Genomic DNA, 24,932 nt, shown 5'->3' on the forward strand with positions numbered 1-24,932 from the left:
AAGACTATGAACCGACAACAATTTATTATCATGGCCTTATTTACTGCTGCTGAGACTTATTTCTTTAATGAATCCATAATGGAGCAACGGTATATCGTGGCCTTGCTTTGGGCTATTTTGATCCTGAGAAATTTTCGCGTGAGCTATATCATGGGTAAAATTGTGAGCGCTATAGATGATCATTTTCAAGGGAAGAAGTAGCTCCTAGCTTCTAGACAAAATCAAAGCCTTTTAGGCTTTTTTTTGTTATACTATAAAGGTATATTTATTGACATTTTACCGTATTTTTCTAGGGGATTTTAAAAGGTTAAGTTTCAGGTAAATACAGTAAAAAGGATGAAAAGAAAGGAACAATCATGTCAGTATTAGAGATCAAAGATCTTCATGTTGAAATTGAAGGAAAAGAAATTTTAAAAGGGGTCAACCTGACTCTTAAAACAGGGGAAATTGCAGCTATCATGGGACCAAATGGTACCGGTAAGTCTACCCTTTCAGCTGCAATTATGGGAAACCCAAACTATGAAGTCACTAAAGGTGAAGTCTTGTTTGACGGTGTAAATATTCTTGAATTGGAAGTTGATGAGCGTGCTCGTATGGGACTTTTCCTTGCTATGCAATACCCATCAGAAATTCCTGGAATCACCAATGCTGAATTTCTTCGTGCAGCCATGAATGCTGGTAAAGAAGATGACGAAAAGATTTCAGTTCGTGAATTTATTACTAAGCTAGACGAAAAAATGGAATTGCTCAACATGAAAGAAGAAATGGCAGAGCGTTACCTCAACGAAGGATTCTCTGGTGGTGAGAAAAAACGTAATGAAATTCTACAACTCTTGATGTTGGAACCAACTTTTGCCCTTCTTGACGAGATTGACTCAGGCCTTGATATCGATGCTCTTAAAGTTGTTTCTAAAGGTGTCAATGCTATGCGTGGCGAAGGCTTTGGTGCAATGATCATTACTCACTACCAACGTCTCTTGAACTATATCACGCCAGATGTAGTACACGTTATGATGGAAGGTCGTGTTGTACTTTCTGGTGGTCCAGAATTGGCTGCACGTTTGGAACGTGAAGGATACGCAAAATTAGCTGAAGAACTTGGCTACGACTACAAGGAAGAATTGTAATTCGCTCGTATCTTTTAGGAGAAGTAAATGACTAAAGAAACTATTAAACTTTTTTCAGAAATGCATGCTGAACCAAGCTGGTTGGCTGACCTCCGTCAAAAAGCCTTTGATAAGATTGAGAGTTTAGAATTACCAGTTATTGAGCGTGTTAAATTTCACCGTTGGAATCTGGGTGATGGAACTATTACAGAAAGCGAACCGTCAGCAAATGTACCTGACTTCACTGCTCTAGACAATCACTTGAAGTTGGTGCAAGTAGGAACCCAGACTGTTTTTGAACAAACTCCAGTTGAGTTGGCTGAACAAGGAGTTGTCTTTACAGACTTCCACTCAGCTTTAGAAGAAATTCCAGATCTTGTAGAAGAATTTTTCATGTCATCAGTGAAATACGATGATGATAAGTTGGCAGCTTACCATACAGCATATTTTAACAGTGGTGCTGTTCTCTACATTCCAGATAACGTAGAAATCACAGAACCAATTGAAGGTGTTTTCTACCAAGACAGCGATAGCGATGTGCCATTTAACAAGCATATCCTCATCATCGCTGGTAAGAACAGTAAGATTAGCTACCTTGAGCGTCTGGAGTCACGTGGTGAAGGTAGTGCTAAGGCAACTGCTAATATCACTGTAGAAGTCATTGCTCGTTCAGGTGCGCAAGTGAAGTTTGCAGCGATTGACCGTCTAGGCGAAAATGTTACAGCCTACATTAGCCGCCGTGGGAAATTGGGCAACGATGCAAGTATTGACTGGGCTATCGGTGTCATGAACGAAGGAAATGTCGTTGCTGACTTTGATAGTGACTTGATTGGTAATGGTAGCCATGCAGATCTCAAGGTCGTAGCACTTTCAAGTGGCCGTCAGGTTCAAGGGATTGATACTCGAGTGACTAACTATGGTTGCAACTCTATCGGTAATATCCTTCAACATGGAGTTATCCTTGAAAAAGCAACCTTGACATTTAACGGTATCGGACACATCATTAAGGGTGCCAAGGCAGCAGATGCCCAACAAGAAAGCCGTGTTCTCATGCTTTCGGACCAAGCTCGTTCAGATGCTAACCCAATTCTTTTGATTGACGAAAATGATGTGACTGCAGGACACGCAGCTTCTATCGGTCAAGTAGATCCAGAAGATATGTACTACCTCATGAGTCGTGGTTTAGATCAAGCAACTGCAGAACGCTTGGTTGTACGTGGATTCCTTGGATCAGTTATTGTAGAAATTCCAGTCAAGGAAGTTCGCGATGAAATGATTGCGACTATCGAAGAAAAATTGTCAAAACGCTAAGGGGAAGCCTATGTTAGATGTAGAAGTGATTCGCAAGGATTTTCCAATTTTAGACCAGATCGTCAATGATGAGCCTTTGGTCTACCTGGACAATGCTGCGACGACACAAAAACCACTAGCAGTTCTGGAAGCCATTAATCACTACTATGAGCAGGACAATGCTAATGTTCACCGTGGAGTTCATACTTTGGCAGAACGAGCGACAGCATCCTATGAAGCTGCTCGTAAAACCATTCGTAAGTTCATCAATGCAGGTTCGACAAAGGAAGTACTCTTCACCAGAGGAACTACGACTAGTCTCAACTGGGTGGCACGTTTCGCTGAGGAAATTTTGACTGAGGGAGACCAGGTCTTGATTTCAGTCATGGAACACCATTCCAATATTATCCCATGGCAGGAAGCTTGTCGCAAGACAGGTGCTGAGCTTGTCTATGTCTATCTCAAAGATGGCGCTCTGGATATGGATGATTTACGAGCTAAATTGACTGATAAGGTTAAGTTCGTTTCACTAGCACATGCTTCCAACGTTCTTGGAGTGGTCAATCCTATCAAAGAAATCACGCAAATGGCTCATAAAGTTGGAGCTATTATGGTGGTAGATGGTGCTCAGTCTACACCTCATATGAAGATTGATGTTCAGGACTTGGATGTAGACTTCTTTGCCTTCTCAGGCCACAAGATGGCTGGTCCTACAGGTATCGGTGTTCTTTATGGCAAAGAAAAGTATCTGGAACAAATGTCGCCGGTGGAGTTTGGTGGAGAGATGATTGATTTCGTATATGAGCAATCTGCTAGTTGGAAAGAATTGCCTTGGAAATTCGAGGCTGGGACTCCTAACATGGCAGGTGCGATTGGACTTGCTGCTGCAGTAGATTATCTTGAAAATCTTGGGATGGATGCGATTGAAACTCATGAACAGGAATTGATTGCATATGTCTTTCCAAAATTGCAGGCAATTGAGGGATTGACCATTTACGGTTCGCAAGATTTGGCTCAACGTTCAGGTGTTATTGCCTTTAATCTAGGTCATCTTCATCCTCACGACCTTGCGACTGCTCTGGATTATGAAGGAGTAGCGGTTCGTGCCGGTCACCATTGCGCTCAACCTTTGCTCCAGTATTTGGATGTTCCAGCAACAGCTCGTGCAAGTTTTTATATCTACAATACCAAGGCAGATTGTGACAAGTTAGTCGATGCATTACTAAAGACAAAGGAGTTTTTCAATGGCACTTTCTAAACTAGATAGCCTTTATATGGCAGTGGTAGCGGACCATTCGAAAAATCCCCATCACCAAGGGAGGTTGGAAGATGCTGAACAAATCAGTCTTAACAATCCAACCTGTGGTGATGTCATCAACCTCTCTGTCAAGTTTGATGCAGATGATCGTTTGGAAGATATTGCTTTTCTAAACTCTGGTTGTACGATTTCAACTGCCTCTGCTAGTATGATGACAGATGCAGTCTTAGGAAAGACCAAGCAAGAAATCTTAGAGCTTGCAACCATCTTTTCTGAAATGGTTCAAGGTCAAAAGGATGAGCGTCAAGATCAACTTGGAGATGCAGCTTTCTTATCAGGAGTTGCCAAGTTTCCTCAACGAATCAAATGCGCAACCCTAGCTTGGAACGCCCTTAAAAAAACAATTGAAGACCAAGAAAACAAATAAGACAAAGTTTCTTTGTTTTATTAATCATAAGTAATGAAGAATGAAAGAAAGGATATTATGGCTGAAGAAAGAGTAGAACCAAAACCAATTGACCTTGGTGAATATAAATTTGGTTTCCATGATGATGTAGAGCCTGTCCTATCGACAGGAAAAGGATTGAATGAAGATGTCATTCGTGAACTATCAGCTGCTAAGGGTGAGCCTGAGTGGATGTTAGAATTCCGTTTGAAGTCTTATGAAACCTTTAAAAAAATGCCCATGCAAACATGGGGAGCAGACTTGTCAGAGATTGATTTTGATGACTTGATTTACTACCAAAAACCATCTGATAAACCAGCTCGTTCTTGGGATGAAGTTCCTGAAAAAATCAAAGAAACCTTTGAACGTATTGGGATTCCTGAAGCTGAGCGTGCTTATCTTGCTGGAGCTTCTGCACAGTATGAGTCAGAAGTGGTTTACCACAACATGAAGGAAGAATTCCAGAAATTGGGTATTATCTTTACTGATACAGATTCTGCCCTCAAAGAGTACCCAGACTTGTTTAAACAGTACTTTGCTAAGTTAGTGCCGCCGACAGATAACAAGTTAGCTGCCCTCAACTCAGCAGTATGGTCAGGTGGAACCTTTATTTATGTTCCTAAAGGTGTGAAAGTTGATATTCCCCTACAAACCTACTTCCGTATCAACAACGAAAATACTGGTCAGTTTGAACGTACCTTGATTATCGTTGATGAAGGAGCAAGCGTCCACTATGTAGAAGGATGTACAGCACCAACTTATTCAAGTAACAGCTTGCATGCTGCCATTGTAGAAATCTTTGCCTTGGACGGAGCTTACATGCGTTATACAACCATCCAAAACTGGTCTGATAACGTCTATAACTTGGTAACAAAACGTGCAAAAGCCTTGAAAGATGCGACTGTTGAGTGGATTGATGGGAACTTAGGTGCCAAAACAACCATGAAATATCCATCTGTTTACTTAGATGGAGAAGGAGCGCGTGGCACCATGCTTTCGATTGCCTTTGCAAATGCTGGTCAACACCAAGATACTGGTGCTAAGATGATCCACAATGCGCCACATACAAGCTCGTCTATCGTATCTAAATCCATCGCCAAAGGCGGAGGGAAGGTTGACTATCGTGGACAAGTAACCTTTAACAAGAACTCTAAGAAATCTGTTTCTCACATCGAGTGTGATACCATTATCATGGATGACTTGTCAGCATCAGATACTATTCCGTTCAATGAAATCCATAACTCACAAGTAGCTTTGGAACACGAAGCCAAAGTATCTAAGATTTCAGAAGAACAACTCTATTATCTCATGAGCCGTGGTTTGTCAGAGTCTGAGGCAACTGAGATGATCGTTATGGGATTTGTAGAGCCCTTCACTAAAGAACTACCAATGGAATATGCTGTTGAGCTTAACCGCTTGATTAGCTATGAAATGGAAGGGTCAGTCGGGTAAAAACCAAAAGGAGAAGCAAATGGGATTCTTAAAAAAATTATTTGGTAATATCGAGAAAGCAAATAAAGGAGAAATTTCTGCTGAGGAAATTGTTCCACCTTTTACAATTGATTTAGTAGAAGAAGCTGATGATTATTGGAGACAAATGGAACAAAATCTCCTTATAAACGCTGTCAAGGCTGTTGGTGGTCCAGAGGCAGTGGAACGTGCTTTTGTTCTTACCAATTTTAAGAAAAATCAAGAAACCTTTGAGCTCTTTTATCAGGTGGATGGTCAATTACTTTCTTGGAGAGAGATGGATGAAAGTGTTGTCGATAAAATTAGCAATCAACTTCTACCACAAGCAGCAGAAGTAGCGTGTGCAGTAAATGAGAATTATGAAGAAGCTGGTGTTCCAGTCATTGACTACGCTATGCTTCAGTTTGAAACTGCAACTATGGCTTGGTTTGGTCGGAAGATTACAATAACTTCTCCAGAAGCCAAATTAACTTTTGAAGAATTAGTATCTGGATGGCGCGCTATTTTGGAACAAGAAATTCCAAATCGTCCTTTAGATAGTGACCGTCCGTTCCCATACTACGAAGTCTAATAACTGTCGAATTTTAACTAGAAATAAAAACTGAGCAAATACTAAATTGTTCAGTTTTTTTGATACAACTTTATAAATATTCACAAAATCCATTATTTGTGGTAAAATAAAACAATTATTGTTAGTGGAGATCAATTATGAATATTTTTAGAACCAAAGACGTAAGTCTAGGTAAAACAGAGATGCATCGTCATCTGAAATTATGGGATTTAATTCTCTTGGGAATTGGCGCCATGGTGGGAACAGGTATCTTTACCATTACAGGTACAGCTGCGGCAACACTAGCAGGACCTGCTCTTGTTGTATCCATCGTAATTTCAGCAATCTGTGTTTCCCTATCAGCGCTCTTTTTTGCAGAATTTGCTTCCCGTGTTCCAGCAACAGGTGGTGCATATAGTTATCTGTATGTGGTTTTGGGAGAATTTCCTGCTTGGATAGCTGGTTGGCTAACCATTATGGAATTTATGACAGCAGTCTCTGGTGTAGCATCTGGTTGGGCTGCCTATTTTAAAGGTTTGCTTAGCCATTATGGAATTTCCTTGCCACAAACCTTAAACGGAACATTTAACCAAGAACATGGTACTTATATTGATCTTTTACCAATTTTAGTGATTATGCTTGTTACAGCAGTCGTCCTCATGAATTCGAAAACTGCTCTTCGTTTTAATTCGATTCTTGTTGTTTTAAAATTTTCTGCTCTTGCCTTATTTATCTTAGTTGGAATTTGGTATATAAAACCTGAGAACTGGTCCAATTTTGCTCCATTTGGTTTTGGTCAGATTTATGGTGGAAGCACAGGGATTATGGCTGGAGCTTCACTCATGTTCTTTGGATTCTTAGGTTTTGAGTCTATTTCTATGGCAGTTGATGAAATTCAAAATCCTCAGAAAAATATTCCACGTGGAATTGTTTTATCCTTGATGATCGTAACCATCCTTTATGCCTTGGTTACCTTAGTATTGACAGGTGTTGTCCACTATAGCAAGCTTAATGTTGACGATGCGGTAGCTTTTGCTCTTAGGAATATTGGTATAGGGTGGGCAGCAAACTATGTTTCTATTGTTGCTATTTTTACCTTGATTACGGTATGTATTTCAATGACTTATGCCTTGTCTCGCATGATTTATAGTTTGGCACGTGATGGGCTCTTGCCCCAAAGTTTCAAACAAGTAACTAAGACAAGTCGAGTACCTAAGAATGCTACTATTTTAACGGGAGTCGTTTCAGCGATTGCAGCAGGGATTTTTCCTCTATCTAGTATTGCAGCCTTTCTTAATATCTGTACTTTGGCCTATCTTATTTTATTAGCCTATGGGATTATCAAGCTAAGGAAAGATAAGGGAGAGCCTAAAGAGGGAGAATTTAAAACACCCCTGGTTCCCTTTCTACCAATCTTATCGATTCTTATTTGTCTATCCTTCATGCTTCAATATACTCTTGAAACATGGATAGCATTTGGTTTAGCCTTAATAATAGGAGTTATTATTTACTTTACTTATGGCTATAAACACTCAACTTTATCAGAAAGAAAATAAAAAAAATCGCGAGTAATTGCGATTTTTTTATAATTTTTCATTTACAAATCGAACAAAGCGATTCCACCATACTTTTAAGAAGAAGGCCTTTTCGACATTTTTATCAGAAACCATTTCGAAGCTTGGTTTGTCAGAGGTAATATAACCTTGACCAACTAAGTCTTTATCTTCATAGGTTAGATGACCAACCACAGTACCTGCTTCAAGTGGAGCGGTATGTTCAGTAGTATCAGGCGTGTAGGTGACAGATGACTGAGCTCGACTTCCAAGGCGTTGAACAATTTTTATATCTTCTTTAGCAACTGCTGTAACTGTATCTTGTTTTCCATCTAGAACAGGAGATTTACTATCTTGGTAGCTTTCTCCTTGTTTTACAACTGTTTGGAGAGCAAAGTTTGATGAGATATAATCTAAAAGTGCAGAAGTTGCTGTGAAACGAGCATAAGGATTTGTATCTTGGTTATCAGCATTGAGGACAACTGTGATGATACGCATTCCTTTTTCTACAGTTGTGCCGACAAAAGAAGCACCCGCTTTATCAGTTGTTCCAGTCTTAAGACCATCGACACCACCGCGGTAAGCAGGCATTCCTTCCAACATATAGTTAGTAGAAGTAATGGTCATTCCTGCGAAAGTAGAGGAAGGTTTCTTGGTAATTTCTAAGACCTGAGGGTACTTGAGGATAAGATTACGAGCGACGACAGCCACATCATAGGCGCTCAATTTATTTTCATCGTCTTTTTTAGAACCTGGGTAGATGTTGTTACCAAGGGTTTCGTTGTTAAGACCGGTTGTATTGACTAGGGTAGCATCTTGGATTCCCCATTCAAGAAGTTTGGCCTTCATCATATCTACAAAATCTTTTTCAGATCCCGCAATCTTTTCAGACAAAGCAATAGCTGCGCTATTTGCACTAGAGACCAATGTTGCCTCTAGCAATTCTTGAACAGTGTAGTTTCTAGCTTCCATAGGAACGTTGCTTGCTTCGGAGTTAGTTGTGAGTTGGTAAGGATAATCTGAAATTTCAACTGGAGTAGAGAGGGTGATTTTTCCTTGCTCCAAAGCTTCGTAGACCAAGTAAACAGTTAGTAACTTACTAATAGAAGCAATTTCAACTGGTTGAGTCGCATCTTTTTCATATAAAATCTTACCAGTAGTCGCTTCAACAGCGATGGCATGTTTTGCGGCGACATCAAAATCCTGAGCAAAAGCAGTAGTAGCAGAACCAAATGAAATAAGTGTGATTAATGTTAAAAATAATTTCTTCATAGTAATTTTATTCTATCATAAAGACAAAAAATATTCTTGTTTTTATGATGAAGGTTATCAATCTTTTTCGATTTATGGTAAAATAGGAAAAAGAGGAGGTGGCCTATGTTTCGAAGAAATAAATTATTCTTCTGGACAACTGAGATTTTATTAATAACCTTAATTTTCTACCTATGGAGGGAAATGGGGGCAATTATTACACCCTTTGTAAGTGTCGTTAATACCATCATGATTCCCTTTTTATTAGGAGGATTTTTATACTATTTGACCAACCCAATTGTTATCTTTTTAGAGAAAGAGTGCAAAATTAACCGCATTATAGGAATTTTGTTGACCCTATTTGTTCTCTTTGGGTCACTTGTCATTGGTTTTGTCTATCTCTTACCGATTTTAATCAATCAGTTGAGTAGCTTGATTATATCTAGTCAAGGAATCTATGGTCGACTCCAAGATTTAGTAATAGAATTATCAAAATACCCTACTTTCCAAGAGCTTGATATTCAACAAACAATCCAGCAATTAAATCTTTCTTATGTTGATATTCTGCAAAATATCTTAAATAGTGTAACAAACAGTGTCGGTAGTGTTCTGTCAGCATTAGTAAGTACAGTTTTAATTATCATTATGACGCCGGTTTTCTTGGTATACTTCCTACTAGATGGGCATAAGTTCTTACCGATGTTAGAAAGAACTGTTTTAAAAAGAGATAGACTGAATATCTCTGGTTTATTAACAAACTTGAATGCGACTATTTCCCGTTACATTAGCGGTGTATCAATTGATGCATTCATAATCGGATGTCTGGCCTTTATCGGATATAGTGTCATTGGACTCAAGTATGCATTGGTCTTTGCTATTTTCTCTGGTTTGGCGAATTTGATACCTTATGTTGGTCCAAGTATCGGTTTGGTTCCAATGGTTATTTCAAATCTATTTACGGATCCACAAAAGATGATTATTGCTGTCATCTATATGTTGATTATCCAACAAGTGGATGGCAATATCCTCTACCCTCGAATTGTTGGTGGTGTTATGAAAGTTCATCCAATTACTATCCTGGTTCTGTTACTATTGTCAAGTAATATCTATGGTGTTATTGGTATGATTGTTGCCGTCCCAACTTATTCTATATTAAAAGAAATATCCAAATTCCTTGTACAACTTTACGAAAAACACAAAGAAGTACAAGAAGTTGAAAAAATGTAACGATATTAATAGAGAAATAGATTTAACTGTTTCTCTATTTTTTATTAATAAATCAAGGACTTCGAATAAGTATAAGAATAATTCACAAAATCTTTGTAAAACACTTGCAATTTAGCTGAAATTTGATAAAATAGTAAGGAAAGTTAGACTGTATTGCCTACTGTCTATCTATAAAATATATTTTATTGGAGGCTTTTACTCAAATGGCAAAAGAAAAATACGATCGTAGTAAACCACACGTTAACATTGGTACTATCGGACACGTTGACCACGGTAAAACTACCCTAACTGCAGCTATCACAACTGTTTTGGCACGTCGCTTGCCTTCATCAGTTAACCAACCAAAAGACTATGCGTCTATCGATGCTGCTCCAGAAGAACGCGAACGCGGTATCACTATCAACACTGCGCACGTTGAGTATGAAACTGAAAAACGTCACTACGCTCACATCGACGCTCCAGGACACGCGGACTACGTTAAAAACATGATCACTGGTGCCGCTCAAATGGACGGAGCTATCCTTGTAGTAGCTTCAACTGACGGACCAATGCCACAAACGCGTGAGCATATCCTTCTTTCACGTCAGGTTGGTGTTAAACACCTTATCGTCTTCATGAACAAAGTTGACTTGGTTGACGACGAAGAATTGCTTGAATTGGTTGAAATGGAAATCCGTGACCTTCTTTCAGAATACGATTTCCCAGGTGACGATCTTCCAGTTATCCAAGGTTCAGCTCTTAAAGCCCTTGAAGGTGACACTAAATACGAAGATATCGTTATGGAATTGATGAACACAGTTGATGAGTACATCCCAGAACCAGAACGTGACACTGACAAACCATTGCTTCTTCCAGTCGAAGACGTATTCTCAATCACTGGACGTGGTACTGTTGCTTCAGGACGTATCGACCGTGGTATCGTTCGCGTCAACGACGAAATCGAAATCGTTGGTATCAAAGAAGAAATCCAAAAAGCAGTTGTTACTGGTGTTGAAATGTTCCGTAAACAACTTGACGAAGGTCTTGCAGGAGACAACGTAGGTGTGCTTCTTCGTGGTATCCAACGTGATGAAATCGAACGTGGACAAGTTATCGCTAAACCAGGTTCAATCAACCCACACACTAAATTCAAAGGTGAAGTTTACATCCTTACTAAAGAAGAAGGTGGACGTCACACTCCATTCTTCAACAACTACCGCCCACAATTCTACTTCCGTACTACTGACGTTACAGGTTCAATCGAACTTCCAGCAGGTACTGAAATGGTAATGCCAGGTGATAACGTGACAATCGACGTTGAGTTGATCCACCCAATCGCCGTAGAACAAGGTACTACATTCTCTATCCGTGAGGGTGGACGTACTGTTGGTTCAGGTATGGTTACAGAAATCGAAGCTTAATTCGATTTAGTTCCCAGAAGAACAATTATTTAAGTCAGACACTAAAAGAATCTTGCTAAGCAAGGTTCTTTTTTTCTAGCTATACAAAGACAAAATAAGACAGTATGGTAGTTGATTACGAATATAGAAACTTAATTAAATAATTATCTACTTTATTAACGAATGTATATCCTAGTTTTTCAGAATAAATTTTTATTAGGCTAAAAAGCTTTTCACAAATGCCTATTTTTTTGATAAAATAGAAGGAAGAAAAAAAGAAATGAGTTAGTCATGTCAAAAGGATTTTTAGTATCTCTTGAGGGGCCAGAGGGAGCTGGTAAAACGAGTGTTCTTGAAGCTATCCTTCCTGTGTTAGAAGAAAAAAATATTGAGGTCTTAACGACACGTGAACCAGGTGGTGTATTGATTGGTGAAAAGATTCGAGAAGTTATTCTGGACCCTAGTCATACTCAAATGGATGCTAAGACAGAGCTTTTACTTTATATAGCTAGTCGTCGACAACATTTAGTGGAAAAGGTTTTACCTGCACTTGCAGCTGGTAGATTGGTCATCATGGACCGTTTTATTGATAGTTCGGTTGCTTATCAAGGCTTTGGTCGTGGTTTGGACATTGATGCTATTGAATGGCTCAATCAATTTGCGACAGATGGTCTTAAGCCTGATTTGACACTTTATTTTGATATTGATGTTGAGAAAGGTCTTGAACGAATCGCAGCAAATAGTAATCGTGAAGTTAATCGTTTAGACTTGGAAGGTTTAGACTTGCATCGCAAAGTCCGTCAAGGATATCTCTCCCTTCTTGAAAAAGAAGGTGATCGCATTGTTAAGATTGATGCCAGCTTACCACTAGATCAAGTTGTTGAGAATACTAAGAAAGTCTTATTTGACAGAATGGGGCTGCAAGAATGAATCAAGAGCAATTAAAGGCTTGTCAACCACAACAATTTGAACGTTTTGTTCATATCTTAGAACAAAAACAGCTCAATCATGCCTATCTCTTTTCAGGTTTTTTTGGAAGTATGGAGATGGCTTTATTTCTGTCTAAGAGTTTGTTTTGTACTGAAAAACAGGGGGTCTTACCCTGCGAGTCTTGTCGAAATTGTAAGTTGATTGAACATGACGAATTTCCTGATGTCACAGTTATTCGTCCGATTAATCAGATTATAAAAACTGAGAGAATTAGAGAATTAGTTAGTCAGTTTTCGCAATCAGGGATTGAAAATCAACGTCAGGTTTTTATCATTGAACAAGCTGAAAAAATGCATGTTAATGCTGCTAATTCACTTCTAAAGGTTATCGAAGAACCTCAAAGTGAAATCTATATTTTCTTCTTAACCAATGATCAAGAACAAATTTTGCCAACCATTCGAAGCCGGACACAGATTTTCCAATTTAAGAAACAAGTGGCAAATCTAATAGTTGAATTGGAAAAAGCAGGATTGGTCAAAAATAAAGCAAGACTCTTAGCCGAGTTCAGCCAATCGCAAGCAGAAGCCGAAAGACTGATTAATCAACCTAGTTTTTGGACTTTGGTAGAAGAAAGTGAGCGATTCTATTCTTGGTCAGAAGCTGGGAAAAAGGAAGCATATTTACAGGTTGCAAAATTAGCTAGTTTAGCAGACGACAAAGAAAAGCAAGACCAGATATTTAGAATTTTAGAAGTAATCGCTGGACAAGAGATTCTAAAAAAATCAGCTCGTAGAATCTTGCAAAATCTCATCGAAGCTCGAAGAATGTGGAAAGCAAATGTTTCCTTCCAAAATGCTTTGGAAAACCTCGTTTTACAATAATATGAAGATGAAAACAGAAAAAGAAAGGGCTGTCTATGAACAAAAAAGAATTATTTGATGCTTTAGACGATTTTTCTCAACAGTTGTTGGCAACCTTGGCAGATGTCGAAGCCATCAAAAAAAATCTCAAAAGTGTAGTAGAAGAGAATACAGCTCTTCGCTTGGAAAATGACAAACTGAGAGAGCGCTTAGGAGAAGAAGAGGATTCTGCTCCTGCAAAGACCAAGCATGTTCGAGAAAATGTTCGTCGAATCTACGAAGATGGTTTTCATGTGTGTCGCGATTTTTATGGACAGCGTCGTGAACAAGATGCAGAATGTATGTTCTGTGATGAGTTGTTGTTTAGGGAGTAAGCATGCAGATTCAAAAAAGTTTTAAAGGTCAGTCACCTTATGGTAAGCTATATCTTGTTGCAACTCCCATTGGAAATCTTGAGGATATGACCTATCGTGCCATTCAGACTTTGAAAGAAGTGGACTGGATTGCTGCCGAGGATACTCGAAATACTGGGCTTTTACTCAAGCATTTTGATATTCCGACCAAACAAATCAGTTTTCATGAGCACAATGCCAAGGAAAAGATTCCTGATTTGATTGATTTGTTGAAACAAGGACAAAATATCGCTCAGGTCTCGGATGCAGGACTTCCTAGCATTTCAGATCCTGGTCACGATTTGGTTAAGGCTGCAATTGAAGAAGATATCGCAGTTGTCACAGTTCCAGGAGCTAGTGCAGGGATTTCTGCCTTGATTGCCAGTGGTTTAGCCCCCCAACCTCATATCTTTTATGGATTCTTACCTCGAAAATCGGGACAACAAAAGCAATTTTTCGAATCAAAAAAAGAGTATCCTGAGACCCAGATTTTCTATGAATCTCCACATCGCGTGGCTGATACTCTAGAAAATATGCTAGAGGTCTACGGTGATCGTTCAGTGGTTCTAGTTCGAGAATTGACTAAGATTTATGAAGAATATCAACGTGGAAGTATTACTGAATTATTAGAAAATATTTCTCAAACACCACTTAAGGGCGAGTGTCTTCTGATTGTGGAAGGTGCCAGTCAGGATGCGGTAGAAAAGGATGAGGAGGATTTGTTCTTAGAAATCCAAGCTCGTATCCAGCAAGGCATGAAGAAAAATCAAGCCATTAAGGAAGTCGCTAAAATTTATCAGTGGAACAAAAGCCAACTCTACGCTGCCTACCATGAGTGGGAAGAGAACCAATCTAATGACTAAACAGGGAAGTTTTCCTTCTTCCCGAAATAGAAATAACAATCATAAGCATTTTACTACGAATGCTTAATTGGAGGGGAAATGAAAAGCAAAGTGTTGAAGAAAGTAATTGGCCTACTGTTGCCTATTCTCACATTATTTGTATTGTCAGCATGTAACAACAGAGTCGATCGTGATTTAGCTAAAACAGCTATTTCAAACATTCGTTCCGTAGTAGAAGCTGCAGGACTAGAAGCAGAAGAATACTCGACAGCTTACGTTGAAGGAACTAGTAGACGAGTAGTTGATGTCTATGTGGATTTTGAAAAAGACTATGTTGAGAAAACTCCAGTCCTTAAATACAATCCGGATCTTAAAGAAGTTGAAAAGAAAATTTTCTTTGTTTTTCCTAAGAAAACAGTCTATCGTTTAGAAATGGAGTATGATTCTGGTGATGACGACTATGACCGATTTAAAAAAGCTTACAATACGATACTTCCAAGTGCTAGCTGGACTTCAACTGCTACCTTGACTTCAACATATTTAAGCGAGGATGCGATTAGGAAACTTTACATTAAAAATTCAGTTGAATTGAGTCACTATGACTTTTGGTTCAAATATTCTTTGTTACCGAAAGAAGAATATAGTGACAACCCTAAAATCCGTCTTAAATTGAGAGAAAAAAGAGAAGCAATTTTGAAGACGGATGTAGAAGAACTCACTCCCTTAATCAAGGATTTAGACCCAAGTAGAGTCAACAATCTCGATGAAGAGACACTTGTCCGTAATCGAGATTTACTCTTAAAAAGGGTTGCTGACAATCGTTCGACCTTTAGTGTTACAATACTATTTAGTATAGATCAGGTACGAAAACAGAACCTCCAAGTAACTAATGAAGATATTGACAATTGGACAAGGTCTGATTTTAAATATTTACTTGCTCAAATAATTGAAATCGAAAAACTACCTAGGAATACAGAAGTAGGCTTTGGCATAGATTACAAAGACAAAAGTAATCGGTATGCTCATAAATCTTACAGTTTCTATAAACAATAATTTTTGAAAGACATTCAGGAATTCTCCTGTCTGTCTTTTTACTTAGCTTTTTGGTATAATGGACCAAGTATGAATTTAGAAAGATTTGTGGGTGTCAAACAATCTAGTAGCTTGTTTTGATTTGGACTTAGTTTGCACCTAAAGAGGTATTAGTGTCATGTCTCAATCTTATATCAATGTTATCGGTGCTGGTTTGGCAGGTTCGGAAGCAGCCTACCAAATTGCAGAGCGTGGTATTCCTGTTAAACTTTATGAAATGCGTGGTGTCAAGTCAACACCACAACACAAAACTGACAATTTTGCAGAATTGGTTTGTTCGAATTCCTTGCGTGGGGATGCTCTTACAAATGCTGTTGGTCTCCTCAAGGAAGAAATGCGTCGTCTAGGTTCTCTTATCTTGGAATCGGCAGAAGCAACGCGTGTTCCTGCTGGTGGTGCTCTCGCGGTTGACCGTGATGGTTTCTCTCAAATGGTTACTGAAAAGATTGCCAATCATCCTTTGATTGAGGTCGTTCGTGACGAAATCACAGAATTGCCAACAGATGCTATTACTGTTGTAGCAACTGGACCTTTGACTAGTGATGCCCTTGCTGAGAAAATTCATGCACTTAATGGAGGAGATGGTTTCTATTTCTACGATGCTGCAGCGCCTATTGTGGATGTCAATACAATCGATATGAACAAGGTTTATCTCAAATCACGTTATGATAAGGGAGAAGCGGCCTATCTCAATGCTCCTATGACCAAGCAAGAATTTATGGATTTCCATGAAGCCTTGGTTAATGCAGAAGAGGCTCCGTTAAATTCTTTTGAAAAAGAAAAATATTTTGAAGGTTGTATGCCCATCGAAGTCATGGCTAAACGTGGTATTAAAACTATGCTTTATGGTCCTATGAAACCAGTTGGCCTAGAATATCCAGAAGACTACAAGGGACCTCGTGATGGAGATTTTAAAACTCCTTATGCAGTCGTTCAGCTTCGTCAGGACAATGCAGCAGGTAGTCTCTACAATATCGTGGGATTCCAAACTCACCTCAAATGGGGAGAGCAGAAGCGTGTCTTCCAAATGATTCCAGGTCTTGAAAACGCCGAGTTTGTTCGCTATGGTGTTATGCACCGCAATTCCTACATGGACTCGCCAAATCTTCTTGAGCAGACCTACCGTTCTAAGAAACAACCAAATCTTTTCTTTGCTGGGCAAATGACAGGTGTGGAAGGATATGTTGAATCAGCAGCTTCAGGATTAGTAGCAGGTATTAACGCAGCTCGACTTTTCAAGGGAGAAAGCGAAGCTATTTTCCCAGAGACAACTGCAATCGGAAGTTTAGCTCATTATATCACCCATGCTGATAGCAAACACTTCCAACCAATGAATGTCAACTTCGGCATTATCAAAGAATTAGAAGGTGAACGAATCCGTGATAAGAAGACTCGTTATGAAAAAATTGCGGAACGTGCCTTGTCTGATTTAGAGAAATTTTTATCTGTCTAATTTTTTTGAAAGAATTGCTCGTGATACTATAAAAATCTTTGAAATTGTGATAAAATAGGTAGGATAAAAAAAGGAGAGAGAAAATGGTAGAACCTAAGTATAAACGTATCTTAATCAAGCTATCTGGTGAAGCCCTTGCTGGCGAACGTGGTGTCGGGATTGATATCAAAACTGTTCAAAGTATGGCTCAAGAAATCAAGGAAGTTCACGAACTAGGAATTGAAATTGCCTTGGTTATCGGAGGTGGAAACCTTTGGCGTGGAGAACCTGCAGCAGAAGCTGGTATGGATCGTGTACAAGCGGATTATACTGGAATGCTTGGGACAGTTATGAATGCACTTGTGATGGCAGACTCATTGCAACAAGCTGGTGTTGATACTCGCGTACAAACAGCTATTGCTATGCAACAAGTAGCAGAGCCTTACATTCGTGGGCGTGCCCTTCGCCACCTTGAAAAAGGACGTATCGTTATCTTTGGTGCAGGAATCGGTTCACCATATTTCTCAACAGATACTACAGCAGCTCTTCGTGCAGCTGAAATTGAAGCAGATGCTATTTTGATGGCTAAGAATGGTGTAGACGGTGTCTACAATGCCGATCCTAAGAAAGATAAGACTGCTGTTAAATTTGAAGAATTGACTCACCGTGATGTCATCAATAAAGGCCTTCGTATCATGGACTCAACAGCTTCAACACTGTCAATGGATAACGACATTGACTTGGTAGTCTTTAATATGAACCAACCTGGTAATATCAAACGTGTTGTATTTGGTGAAAATATCGGTACAACAGTTTCAAACAATATCGAAGAAAAGGAATAGGAAAAATTATGGCTAACGCAATTGTAGAAAAAGCTAAAGAGAGAATGACTCAATCTCACCACTCACTTGCTCGTGAGTTTGGTGGTATCCGTGCAGGACGTGCAAACGCAAGCTTGCTTGACCGTATTACTGTTGAATACTATGGTGTCGAAACACCTCTGAACCAGATCGCTTCTATCACAATTCCTGAAGCGCGTGTCCTATTGGTAACACCATTTGATAAATCTTCATTGAAGGATATCGAGCGTGCTTTGAACGCTTCAGATCTTGGTATTACACCAGCTAACGATGGTTCTGTTATTCGCTTGGTTATCCCAGCTCTTACAGAAGAAACTCGTCGCGATCTCGCTAAAGAAGTGAAAAAAGTTGGTGAAAATGCTAAAGTAGCTATCCGTAATATCCGTCGTGATGCTATGGATGAAGCTAAAAAACAAGAAAAAGCTAAAGAAATCACTGAAGATGAGTTGAAAACTCTCGAGAAAGAGATTCAAAAAGCGACAGACGATGCTGTTAAACACATCGACGATATGACTGCCAATAAAGAAAAAGAAATCTTGGAAGTCTAAGAAATAAACAGAAAAACTCAGTTGGCATTGCTGGCTGAGTTTTATTCGAAAGAAGGAAACATGAATACAAATCTTGCAAGTTTTATCGTTGGACTTATCATCGATGAAAATGACCGTTTTTACTTTGTTCAAAAGGATGGTCAAACATACGCTCTTGCTAAGGAAGAAGGTCAGCATGCGGTTGGTGATACGGTCAAAGGTTTTGCCTACACAGATATGAAGCAAAAATTACGCTTGACAACTCTAGAAGTGACTGCAACTCAGGACCAATTTGGTTGGGGAACTGTCACAGAAGTGCGTAAGGACTTGGGTGTTTTTGTTGATACAGGGCTTCCTGATAAGGAAATCGTTGTGTCACTTGATATCCTGCCTGAACTCAAAGAGCTCTGGCCTAAGAAGGGCGATAAACTTTATATTCGTTTAGAAGTAGATAAGAAAGATCGTATCTGGGGAATCTTAGCATATCAGGAAGATTTCCAACGACTGGCACGTCCTGCTTACAATAACATGCAGAATCAAAATTGGCCTGCAATCGTTTATCGTCTTAAGCTATCAGGAACTTTTGTCTATCTACCAGAGAACAACATGCTTGGATTTATCCATCCAAGTGAGCGCTATGCAGAACCGCGTTTGGGACAAGTGTTAGATGCGCGAGTTATTGGTTTCCGTGAGGTTGACCGAACGCTTAATCTATCACTAAAACCACGCTCTTTTGAGATGTTAGAAAATGATTCCCAGATGATCTTGACTTACTTGGAAAGCAATGGTGGTTTCATGACTCTCAACGATAAGTCATCACCTGACGATATCAAGGCTACTTTTGGTATTTCAAAAGGTCAGTTCAAAAAAGCTCTCGGCGGATTAATGAAAGCTGGAAAGGTTAAGCAAGACCAGTTTGGTACAGAGTTGATTTAGGGAGGCTTATGAGAAAATCATTTTATACCTGGCTTATGACTGAACGCAATCCTAAAAGTAATAGTCCCAAAGCTATCTTGGCCGACCTAGCCTTTCAGGAATCAGCTTTTCCGAAACATACGGATGATTTTGATGAAGTCAGTCGTTTTTTAGAAGAACATGCTAGTTTTTCCTTTAACTTAGGTGATTTTGACCGTATCTGGCAGGAATATTTAGAACATTAAACCTGCTGGGGATGTTAGGGATAGCAATTTCTAAAAGCCTTTGTTATAATAAAAAGAAATTAAAGTATGAGAGAGGTTCTTTATTTGAAGGAACATTCAATAGATATTCAGCTGAGTCATCCTGATGACTTGTTTCACCTTTTTGGTTCTAATGAACGCCATCTTCGCTTGATGGAGGATGAGTTAGATGTCATCATCCATGCCCGTACAGAGATTGTTCAGGTCTTGGGAGAGGAGTCTGCGTGTGAGGAAGCACGGCAAGTAATTCAAGCCTTGATGGTCTTGGTCAATCGTGGGATGACTGTCGGAACTCCTGACGTGGTGACAGCTATCAATATGGTTCGAAATCATGAAATTGATAAATTTGTCGCTCTTTACGAAGAAGAAATCATCAAGGATAATACAGGTAAACCAATTCGTGTGAAGACCTTGGGGCAAAAACTCTATGTCGATAGTGTGAAGCACCATGATGTAACCTTTGGGATTGGCCCTGCAGGTACAGGTAAGACCTTCCTAGCAGTGACTTTAGCCGTAACAGCTTTGAAACGTGGACAAGTCAAACGTATTATCTTGACTCGACCAGCAGTGGAAGCGGGCGAGAGTCTAGGATTTCTTCCAGGTGATCTCAAGGAAAAGGTAGATCCTTACCTTCGTCCTGTTTACGATGCCTTGTACCAGATTCTAGGAAAAGACCAAACGACTCGTCTCATGGAACGTGAAATCATTGAAATCGCTCCACTTGCCTATATGCGTGGACGTACTTTGGACGATGCCTTTGTCATCTTGGACGAAGCGCAAAATACGACCATCATGCAGATGAAAATGTTTTTGACTCGTCTTGGATTTAATTCTAAAATGATTGTCAATGGGGATATCAGTCAGATTGACTTGCCGCGGACTGTTAAGTCAGGTTTGATTGATGCTCAAGAAAAACTCAAGAACATTCACCAGATTGACTTTGTACATTTCTCAGCTAAGGATGTGGTTCGTCATCCAGTCGTTGCTCAGATTATTAGAGCCTATGAACCGCTAGCTGTTAAGGCTGAAGAAAACCAAGAAGAAACTGAATAAGAAAAAGAGCAGTTGAAAAACTGCTCTAATTTTTTGAATTTCTTATTAAACAAGTTCACTAATAGGAGTGTAGTCACGATCTAAGCCTTCCGCAACTGGTTGACTAGTCAGTTGACCTTGATAAGTTGTGACACCTTCACGTAAACCATCATCTTCAAGAATCGCTTTCTTAAAGCCTTTTCCTGCCAAGGCTTCAATATAAGGAAGTGTCACATTTGTGAGGGCGATGGTAGATGTACGTGCAACTGCACCAGGAATGTTGGCAACGGCATAGTGAAGAACCCCATGTTTTTCATAGACTGGCTCATCGTGAGTTGTCACACGATCAGCTGTTGCAATAACACCACCTTGGTCTACAGCAACGTCTACGATGACAGAACCAGGACGCATTTGTTGAACCATGTCATCTGTTACCAATTTTGGAGCTTTGGCACCAGGAATCAAGACAGCACCAATCACAACGTCTGCTTCGCGCACACTTGCTTCGATATTAAATGGATTAGACATCAAAGTTTGGATTTGGTGACCAAAGACGTCTTCTAGGACTGCTAGACGTTTGGCGCTGATATCAAGAATAGTAACTTGAGCTCCCAACCCCAGAGCGATACGAGCTGCATGTGTACCAACGACACCACCACCGATGATGGTTACTTTTCCTTTTGGCACACCAGGCACACCACCGAGGAGGACTCCTGATCCACCTTCTTGTTTCGTCAAGAAGTGAGCTCCGATTTGTACTGCCATACGACCTGCAACCTCACTCATTGGAACGAGAAGAGGTAATTGTCCTTCAGTATCGCGAACAGTTTCATAAGCGACACCAGTTGTTTTCGCTGCTAACATAGCATCTGCCAATTCAGGAGCAGCAGCCATGTGCAAGTATGTAAAGAGAAGTAAATCTTCACGCAAGTATTGATATTCGCTAGCAAGTGGTTCTTTCACTTTAACAACCAATTCTGTAGCCCAAGCTTCAGCAGCTGTAGCGACAATTTCAGCACCTTGTTTTTCATAGTTGGCATCTGTAAATCCTGAACCAAGTCCAGCATTTGTTTCGATGAGGACACGGTGACCACGACCAACGAGACTCTGTACACCAGCTGGTGTCAAAGCAACACGATTCTCATTATTTTTAATTTCCTTAGGAATTCCAATTAGCATAAAGATAACTCACTTTCTATCAGACAGTTTCAGTTTTATATCACATTTTTTTGAGTTTTTGTGATGATTTTATTGTATATGAAACCGCTTTAAATTGCAAGAAAAACTTGTAAACTTATTTTCAGAAATCGTAACCAAGGTAGACTATTTTTCAAACCAGTAAGCAGTTGAAAAGATTTTTCGACTGTTTTTTCTTTCTCTTACGAATAAGCTAAGAGAGGAGAAAATATGGAAGAACTTATTGAGAAAATTAAAGAATATAAAATCTTTGTCATCTGTGTTAGTTTGGGTTTGATCCTGGGTGGATTTTTCCTCTTAAAACCAGTCGCTCAAACACCTGCTAAAGAAAGTAATTTGCAGACAGAATTTACAACTGTTTCGAAGGATTCGACGGATGAAAAGGAGGATGGGAATCAGAAGGAAGAAGTGGTAGAGCAAGATCTAATTACTGTCGATGTCAAAGGGGCTGTTAAATCGCCAGGGATTTACGATTTGCCAGTTGGAAGTCGTATCAATGATGCTGTTCAAAAAGCTGGTGGACTGACAGATAATGCTGATAGTAAGTCTATCAATCTTGCCCAGAAAATTAGTGACGAAGCGCTTGTCTATGTTCCGACCAAGGAAGAAGCTACCAGTCAAGAATCACAATCAAATACCTCTAACAACAAGGAAAATAAGAAAGTCAATCTCAATAAAGCCAGTGTAGAGGAACTTAAACAGGTCAAAGGATTAGGTGCTAAACGTGCTCAGGATATTATCGACCATCGTGAGTCCAATGGTAAGTTTAAGTCAGTTGATGAGCTTAAAAAGGTTTCTGGTATTGGTGCAAAAACGATAGAAAAGTTAAAAGAGTATGTTACAGTGGATTAGTCGTTTTCCCATTCCAAAAATCTATCTCAGTTTTCTTTTGCTATGGCTCTACTATGCTATCTTTTCAGCAAGTTTGCTAGCACTTTTGGGATTTGTCTTTTTACTGATCTGCCTGTTTTTTCAATTTCCATGGAAGACTGTGACCAAAGTCCTTTTGGTTAGTGTCCTATTTGGTAGCTGGTTTATATATCAAAAATGGCAGCAAGAAGAAGCTGGTCAACATCTAGTCAATACAGTTGATACAGTCCGAGTCTTACCGGACACCATCAAGGTAAATGGTGATAGCTTGTCTTTTCGTGGCAAGGCTGATGGTAGACTCTTTCAGGTCTATTATAAGTTCCAGTCAGAAGCTGAAAAGAAAAAATTTCAAGACTTATCTGAACTACATGAAATGGCTGTGAAAAGCAAGTTAGCTAGTCCTCAAGGCGCAAACAATTTTGCTGGTTTTGATTATCGAAATTATCTCAAAACGCAAGGAATCTATCAGACCTTGACCATATCGGAAATTGTCGACTTAAAGAAAACATCCAGCTGGGATATCGGAGAAAATCTATCAAGCTTAAGGAGAAAAGCAGTTGTCTGGATAAAAAGGAATTTCCCTGATCCCATGCGCAACTATATGACTGGTCTTTTATTGGGACATTTAGACACAGACTTTGAGGAAATGAATGAACTTTATTCCAGTTTAGGGATTATTCATCTTTTTGCTTTATCTGGAATGCAGGTCGGATTTTTCATGGATGCTTTCAAGAAGTTACTTTTGCGTTTAGGTTTGACGCAAGAGAAGTTCAAATGGCTAGCCTATCCCTTTTCCTTAGTCTATGCAGGTTTGACAGGATTTTCAGCCTCTGTTATTCGTAGTCTTCTACAAAAGCTATTGGCTCAACATGGTATCAAGTCTCTGGATAATTTTGCCATGACAGTCCTTGTCTTGTTCATAGTCATGCCGAATTTCTTCTTAACAGCTGGAGGAGTACTTTCATGTGCCTATGCCTTTATCCTGACCATGACTGGTGAGGAAGTAGCAGGGATAAAAGGTCTGGTTAGAGAGAGTTGCATTATTTCCTTGGGAATTCTGCCAATTTTATCATTTTATTTTTCAGAATTTCAACCGTGGTCCATTCTCTTGACATTTGTCTTTTCATTCTTATTTGATATGGTCCTGTTGCCGCTCTTATCGATTCTCTTTTGTCTATCATTTATATATCCCATCACCCAGTTCAACTTTCTCTTTGAATGGCTAGAAAACATCATACGCTATATTGCTCAGCTTTCTACGAGGGCTCTTGTTTTTGGTCAGCCGAGTCTTTGGATTTTAATTCTTCTTTTGATTACTTTAGCTCTCATCTACGATTATCGAAAGAATGTGAAAAAAATATCTATGCTTATCATAGTTGCCATCTCATTCTTTTTAGTAACCAAACATCCACTAGAAAATGAAATCACAGTTCTAGATATGGAACAGGGACGAAGTATTTTCCTAAGAGACATAGCAGGAAAGACCATACTACTAGATGTAGGAGAAAAATCTGAACGTGACAAGAAAGAAGCCTGGCAGGAGAGGGTTTCCTCTAGCAATGTCAAACGGAGTTTAATCCCTTATCTGAAAAGTCGAGGAGTTGCAAAGATTGATCAGCTTGTGCTAACAACTAGTGATACTAAGCAGTTAGATCATGTGTTAGAAATGAGTAAAGCCTTCGAGCTTGAAGAGATCCTAGTAACTGAAGAAACATTATCTAAAAGAGAATTTATGGATAAGCTCAAGGAAACCAAAATCAAGGTAGCTACTATTAAAACAGGTCAGCAGTTGTTTATTTTTGGGAGTAGTTTGGAAACAATCACTAGTCAAAATAGCGATGAAAAGGACTCAATGGTCTTGTATGGAAAGTTACTAAATCAAACCTTTCTAGTTACTGGAAATATAGAGGAGAAGTTCTTAACCAAGTCTTATCCAAAAATCCAAGCAGATGTAGTGATAACTTATCAGGAAACAGCCAAGAAAAAGAATGATGTCGAAGTCTTCAAAACCTTACAACCTAAAATCACGGTCATTTCGGTAGACAAGAAGAAAACATACAAAGAAAAATATGGGGATAGTAATCCAGTTAACCAAGAACTTGGGAATTCGATTTACAAAACGGACCAAAAGGGAGCCATTCGTTTTAAAGGGCGGAGTACTTGGAAAATAGAAACAGTTCGCTGAACTTAG

At 39.3% G+C, this 24,932-nt stretch carries 25 protein-coding genes; 23 read left to right on the forward strand and 2 right to left on the reverse strand.

Annotated features, from left to right (window positions below; genetic code table 11):
• Positions 1 to 6 precede the first annotated feature (6 nt).
• From HMPREF1481_RS0101760 to HMPREF1481_RS03495, 8 genes are all read left to right on the forward strand, one after another.
• Complete coding sequence (locus HMPREF1481_RS0101760) at positions 7 to 201, forward strand: DUF3272 family protein (RefSeq protein ID WP_004253242.1); 195 nt, start codon at positions 7 to 9, stop codon at positions 199 to 201.
• A 155-nt stretch (positions 202 to 356) separates the two neighbouring features.
• Positions 357 to 1,127, forward strand: a complete 771-nt coding sequence (sufC, locus tag HMPREF1481_RS03465; protein ID WP_000114489.1) for a Fe-S cluster assembly ATPase SufC — start codon at positions 357 to 359, stop codon at positions 1,125 to 1,127.
• Positions 1,128 to 1,154: 27 nt separating this feature from the next.
• A complete protein-coding gene (gene sufD, locus HMPREF1481_RS03470; protein ID WP_016465692.1) occupies positions 1,155 to 2,417 on the forward strand; it encodes a Fe-S cluster assembly protein SufD in 1,263 nt (420 codons plus the stop codon).
• Between the two features lie 10 nt (positions 2,418 to 2,427).
• Positions 2,428 to 3,654, forward strand: coding sequence for a cysteine desulfurase (locus HMPREF1481_RS03475; protein ID WP_016465693.1), 1,227 nt, complete (start codon positions 2,428 to 2,430; stop codon positions 3,652 to 3,654).
• Positions 3,641 to 4,081, forward strand: coding sequence for a Fe-S cluster assembly sulfur transfer protein SufU (sufU, locus tag HMPREF1481_RS03480; RefSeq protein WP_016465694.1), 441 nt, complete (start codon positions 3,641 to 3,643; stop codon positions 4,079 to 4,081). Before HMPREF1481_RS03475 ends, sufU begins: the two co-directional genes overlap by 14 nt.
• A 57-nt stretch (positions 4,082 to 4,138) precedes the next feature.
• Complete coding sequence (sufB, locus tag HMPREF1481_RS03485) at positions 4,139 to 5,551, forward strand: Fe-S cluster assembly protein SufB (RefSeq protein ID WP_000797053.1); 1,413 nt, start codon at positions 4,139 to 4,141, stop codon at positions 5,549 to 5,551.
• Positions 5,552 to 5,570: 19 nt separating this feature from the next.
• Entirely contained in the window at positions 5,571 to 6,140 is a 570-nt protein-coding gene (locus HMPREF1481_RS03490) for a hypothetical protein (RefSeq protein WP_016465695.1), read from the forward strand.
• A 137-nt stretch (positions 6,141 to 6,277) separates the two neighbouring features.
• Positions 6,278 to 7,675, forward strand: a complete 1,398-nt coding sequence (locus HMPREF1481_RS03495; protein WP_016465696.1) for an APC family permease — start codon at positions 6,278 to 6,280, stop codon at positions 7,673 to 7,675.
• A gap of 27 nt (positions 7,676 to 7,702) precedes the next feature.
• Here HMPREF1481_RS03495 and pbp3 read toward each other — a convergent pair whose 3' ends face one another.
• Complete coding sequence (gene pbp3 / locus HMPREF1481_RS03500) at positions 7,703 to 8,944, reverse strand: D-alanyl-D-alanine carboxypeptidase PBP3 (protein WP_016465697.1); 1,242 nt, start codon at positions 8,942 to 8,944, stop codon at positions 7,703 to 7,705.
• Positions 8,945 to 9,049: 105 nt separating this feature from the next.
• Here pbp3 and HMPREF1481_RS03505 point away from each other — a divergent pair, with 105 nt between their 5' ends.
• From HMPREF1481_RS03505 to HMPREF1481_RS03565, 13 genes are all read left to right on the forward strand, one after another.
• Positions 9,050 to 10,150 carry an AI-2E family transporter gene (locus HMPREF1481_RS03505; RefSeq protein WP_016465698.1) on the forward strand — a complete coding sequence of 367 codons (1,101 nt, stop codon included), beginning with the start codon at positions 9,050 to 9,052 and terminating at the stop codon, positions 10,148 to 10,150.
• A 203-nt stretch (positions 10,151 to 10,353) separates the two neighbouring features.
• Positions 10,354 to 11,550: an elongation factor Tu gene (gene tuf / locus HMPREF1481_RS03510; protein WP_016465699.1), complete on the forward strand. Its 1,197-nt coding sequence runs from the start codon at positions 10,354 to 10,356 to the stop codon at positions 11,548 to 11,550.
• Positions 11,551 to 11,820: 270 nt separating this feature from the next.
• Positions 11,821 to 12,459 (forward strand): dTMP kinase, encoded by a 639-nt coding sequence (tmk, locus tag HMPREF1481_RS03515; RefSeq protein WP_016465700.1) that lies wholly within the window; start codon positions 11,821 to 11,823, stop codon positions 12,457 to 12,459.
• Positions 12,456 to 13,340 (forward strand): DNA polymerase III subunit delta', encoded by an 885-nt coding sequence (locus tag HMPREF1481_RS03520; RefSeq protein WP_016465701.1) that lies wholly within the window; start codon positions 12,456 to 12,458, stop codon positions 13,338 to 13,340. Before tmk ends, HMPREF1481_RS03520 begins: the two co-directional genes overlap by 4 nt.
• A gap of 35 nt (positions 13,341 to 13,375) precedes the next feature.
• Complete coding sequence (yabA, locus tag HMPREF1481_RS03525) at positions 13,376 to 13,693, forward strand: DNA replication initiation control protein YabA (protein ID WP_016465702.1); 318 nt, start codon at positions 13,376 to 13,378, stop codon at positions 13,691 to 13,693.
• Positions 13,694 to 13,695: 2 nt separating this feature from the next.
• Complete coding sequence (gene rsmI, locus HMPREF1481_RS03530) at positions 13,696 to 14,574, forward strand: 16S rRNA (cytidine(1402)-2'-O)-methyltransferase (RefSeq protein WP_016465703.1); 879 nt, start codon at positions 13,696 to 13,698, stop codon at positions 14,572 to 14,574.
• A gap of 78 nt (positions 14,575 to 14,652) precedes the next feature.
• Positions 14,653 to 15,606: a hypothetical protein gene (locus HMPREF1481_RS03535; RefSeq protein WP_016465704.1), complete on the forward strand. Its 954-nt coding sequence runs from the start codon at positions 14,653 to 14,655 to the stop codon at positions 15,604 to 15,606.
• Positions 15,607 to 15,763: 157 nt separating this feature from the next.
• Positions 15,764 to 17,098: a methylenetetrahydrofolate--tRNA-(uracil(54)-C(5))-methyltransferase (FADH(2)-oxidizing) TrmFO gene (trmFO, locus tag HMPREF1481_RS03540; protein WP_016465705.1), complete on the forward strand. Its 1,335-nt coding sequence runs from the start codon at positions 15,764 to 15,766 to the stop codon at positions 17,096 to 17,098.
• Between the two features lie 83 nt (positions 17,099 to 17,181).
• A complete protein-coding gene (gene pyrH, locus HMPREF1481_RS03545; protein ID WP_004253279.1) occupies positions 17,182 to 17,919 on the forward strand; it encodes a UMP kinase in 738 nt (245 codons plus the stop codon).
• Positions 17,920 to 17,927: 8 nt separating this feature from the next.
• Positions 17,928 to 18,485 carry a ribosome recycling factor gene (gene frr / locus HMPREF1481_RS03550; RefSeq protein ID WP_006145717.1) on the forward strand — a complete coding sequence of 186 codons (558 nt, stop codon included), beginning with the start codon at positions 17,928 to 17,930 and terminating at the stop codon, positions 18,483 to 18,485.
• Positions 18,486 to 18,545: 60 nt separating this feature from the next.
• On the forward strand, positions 18,546 to 19,400 hold the full coding sequence (cvfB, locus tag HMPREF1481_RS03555) for an RNA-binding virulence regulatory protein CvfB (protein WP_016465706.1): 855 nt from the start codon (positions 18,546 to 18,548) through the stop codon (positions 19,398 to 19,400).
• Positions 19,401 to 19,408: 8 nt separating this feature from the next.
• On the forward strand, positions 19,409 to 19,624 hold the full coding sequence (locus tag HMPREF1481_RS03560) for a YozE family protein (RefSeq protein ID WP_016465707.1): 216 nt from the start codon (positions 19,409 to 19,411) through the stop codon (positions 19,622 to 19,624).
• 84 nt (positions 19,625 to 19,708) lie between these two features.
• Entirely contained in the window at positions 19,709 to 20,695 is a 987-nt protein-coding gene (locus tag HMPREF1481_RS03565; protein ID WP_016465708.1) for a PhoH family protein, read from the forward strand.
• Positions 20,696 to 20,740: 45 nt separating this feature from the next.
• Here HMPREF1481_RS03565 and ald read toward each other — a convergent pair whose 3' ends face one another.
• The gene (gene ald / locus HMPREF1481_RS03570) at positions 20,741 to 21,853 is read right to left on the reverse strand and encodes an alanine dehydrogenase (RefSeq protein ID WP_016465709.1); all 1,113 of its coding nucleotides are present in this window, start codon (positions 21,851 to 21,853) and stop codon (positions 20,741 to 20,743) included.
• A 228-nt stretch (positions 21,854 to 22,081) separates the two neighbouring features.
• Between ald and HMPREF1481_RS03575 the strand changes: the two genes are divergently transcribed.
• Positions 22,082 to 22,723 (forward strand): helix-hairpin-helix domain-containing protein, encoded by a 642-nt coding sequence (locus HMPREF1481_RS03575; RefSeq protein ID WP_016465710.1) that lies wholly within the window; start codon positions 22,082 to 22,084, stop codon positions 22,721 to 22,723.
• Positions 22,707 to 24,926 (forward strand): ComEC/Rec2 family competence protein, encoded by a 2,220-nt coding sequence (locus HMPREF1481_RS03580; RefSeq protein ID WP_016465711.1) that lies wholly within the window; start codon positions 22,707 to 22,709, stop codon positions 24,924 to 24,926. The genes HMPREF1481_RS03575 and HMPREF1481_RS03580 overlap by 17 nt, the downstream gene beginning before the upstream one ends.
• Positions 24,927 to 24,932: the final 6 nt, after the last annotated feature.

Origin of the sequence: Streptococcus sp. HPH0090 (assembly GCF_000411475.1) — a bacterium.
Classification (GTDB): domain Bacteria; phylum Bacillota; class Bacilli; order Lactobacillales; family Streptococcaceae; genus Streptococcus.

Coding starts and splice junctions, on each gene's coding strand:
- HMPREF1481_RS0101760 (WP_004253242.1), top strand. CDS start 7: ATGAACCGACAACAATTTATTATCATGGCCTTATTTACTGCTGCTGAG.
- sufC (WP_000114489.1), top strand. CDS start 357: ATGTCAGTATTAGAGATCAAAGATCTTCATGTTGAAATTGAAGGAAAA.
- sufD (WP_016465692.1), top strand. CDS start 1,155: ATGACTAAAGAAACTATTAAACTTTTTTCAGAAATGCATGCTGAACCA.
- HMPREF1481_RS03475 (WP_016465693.1), top strand. CDS start 2,428: ATGTTAGATGTAGAAGTGATTCGCAAGGATTTTCCAATTTTAGACCAG.
- sufU (WP_016465694.1), top strand. CDS start 3,641: ATGGCACTTTCTAAACTAGATAGCCTTTATATGGCAGTGGTAGCGGAC.
- sufB (WP_000797053.1), top strand. CDS start 4,139: ATGGCTGAAGAAAGAGTAGAACCAAAACCAATTGACCTTGGTGAATAT.
- HMPREF1481_RS03490 (WP_016465695.1), top strand. CDS start 5,571: ATGGGATTCTTAAAAAAATTATTTGGTAATATCGAGAAAGCAAATAAA.
- HMPREF1481_RS03495 (WP_016465696.1), top strand. CDS start 6,278: ATGAATATTTTTAGAACCAAAGACGTAAGTCTAGGTAAAACAGAGATG.
- pbp3 (WP_016465697.1), bottom strand. CDS start 8,944: ATGAAGAAATTATTTTTAACATTAATCACACTTATTTCATTTGGTTCT.
- HMPREF1481_RS03505 (WP_016465698.1), top strand. CDS start 9,050: ATGTTTCGAAGAAATAAATTATTCTTCTGGACAACTGAGATTTTATTA.
- tuf (WP_016465699.1), top strand. CDS start 10,354: ATGGCAAAAGAAAAATACGATCGTAGTAAACCACACGTTAACATTGGT.
- tmk (WP_016465700.1), top strand. CDS start 11,821: ATGTCAAAAGGATTTTTAGTATCTCTTGAGGGGCCAGAGGGAGCTGGT.
- HMPREF1481_RS03520 (WP_016465701.1), top strand. CDS start 12,456: ATGAATCAAGAGCAATTAAAGGCTTGTCAACCACAACAATTTGAACGT.
- yabA (WP_016465702.1), top strand. CDS start 13,376: ATGAACAAAAAAGAATTATTTGATGCTTTAGACGATTTTTCTCAACAG.
- rsmI (WP_016465703.1), top strand. CDS start 13,696: ATGCAGATTCAAAAAAGTTTTAAAGGTCAGTCACCTTATGGTAAGCTA.
- HMPREF1481_RS03535 (WP_016465704.1), top strand. CDS start 14,653: ATGAAAAGCAAAGTGTTGAAGAAAGTAATTGGCCTACTGTTGCCTATT.
- trmFO (WP_016465705.1), top strand. CDS start 15,764: ATGTCTCAATCTTATATCAATGTTATCGGTGCTGGTTTGGCAGGTTCG.
- pyrH (WP_004253279.1), top strand. CDS start 17,182: ATGGTAGAACCTAAGTATAAACGTATCTTAATCAAGCTATCTGGTGAA.
- frr (WP_006145717.1), top strand. CDS start 17,928: ATGGCTAACGCAATTGTAGAAAAAGCTAAAGAGAGAATGACTCAATCT.
- cvfB (WP_016465706.1), top strand. CDS start 18,546: ATGAATACAAATCTTGCAAGTTTTATCGTTGGACTTATCATCGATGAA.
- HMPREF1481_RS03560 (WP_016465707.1), top strand. CDS start 19,409: ATGAGAAAATCATTTTATACCTGGCTTATGACTGAACGCAATCCTAAA.
- ald (WP_016465709.1), bottom strand. CDS start 21,853: ATGCTAATTGGAATTCCTAAGGAAATTAAAAATAATGAGAATCGTGTT.
- HMPREF1481_RS03575 (WP_016465710.1), top strand. CDS start 22,082: ATGGAAGAACTTATTGAGAAAATTAAAGAATATAAAATCTTTGTCATC.
- HMPREF1481_RS03580 (WP_016465711.1), top strand. CDS start 22,707: ATGTTACAGTGGATTAGTCGTTTTCCCATTCCAAAAATCTATCTCAGT.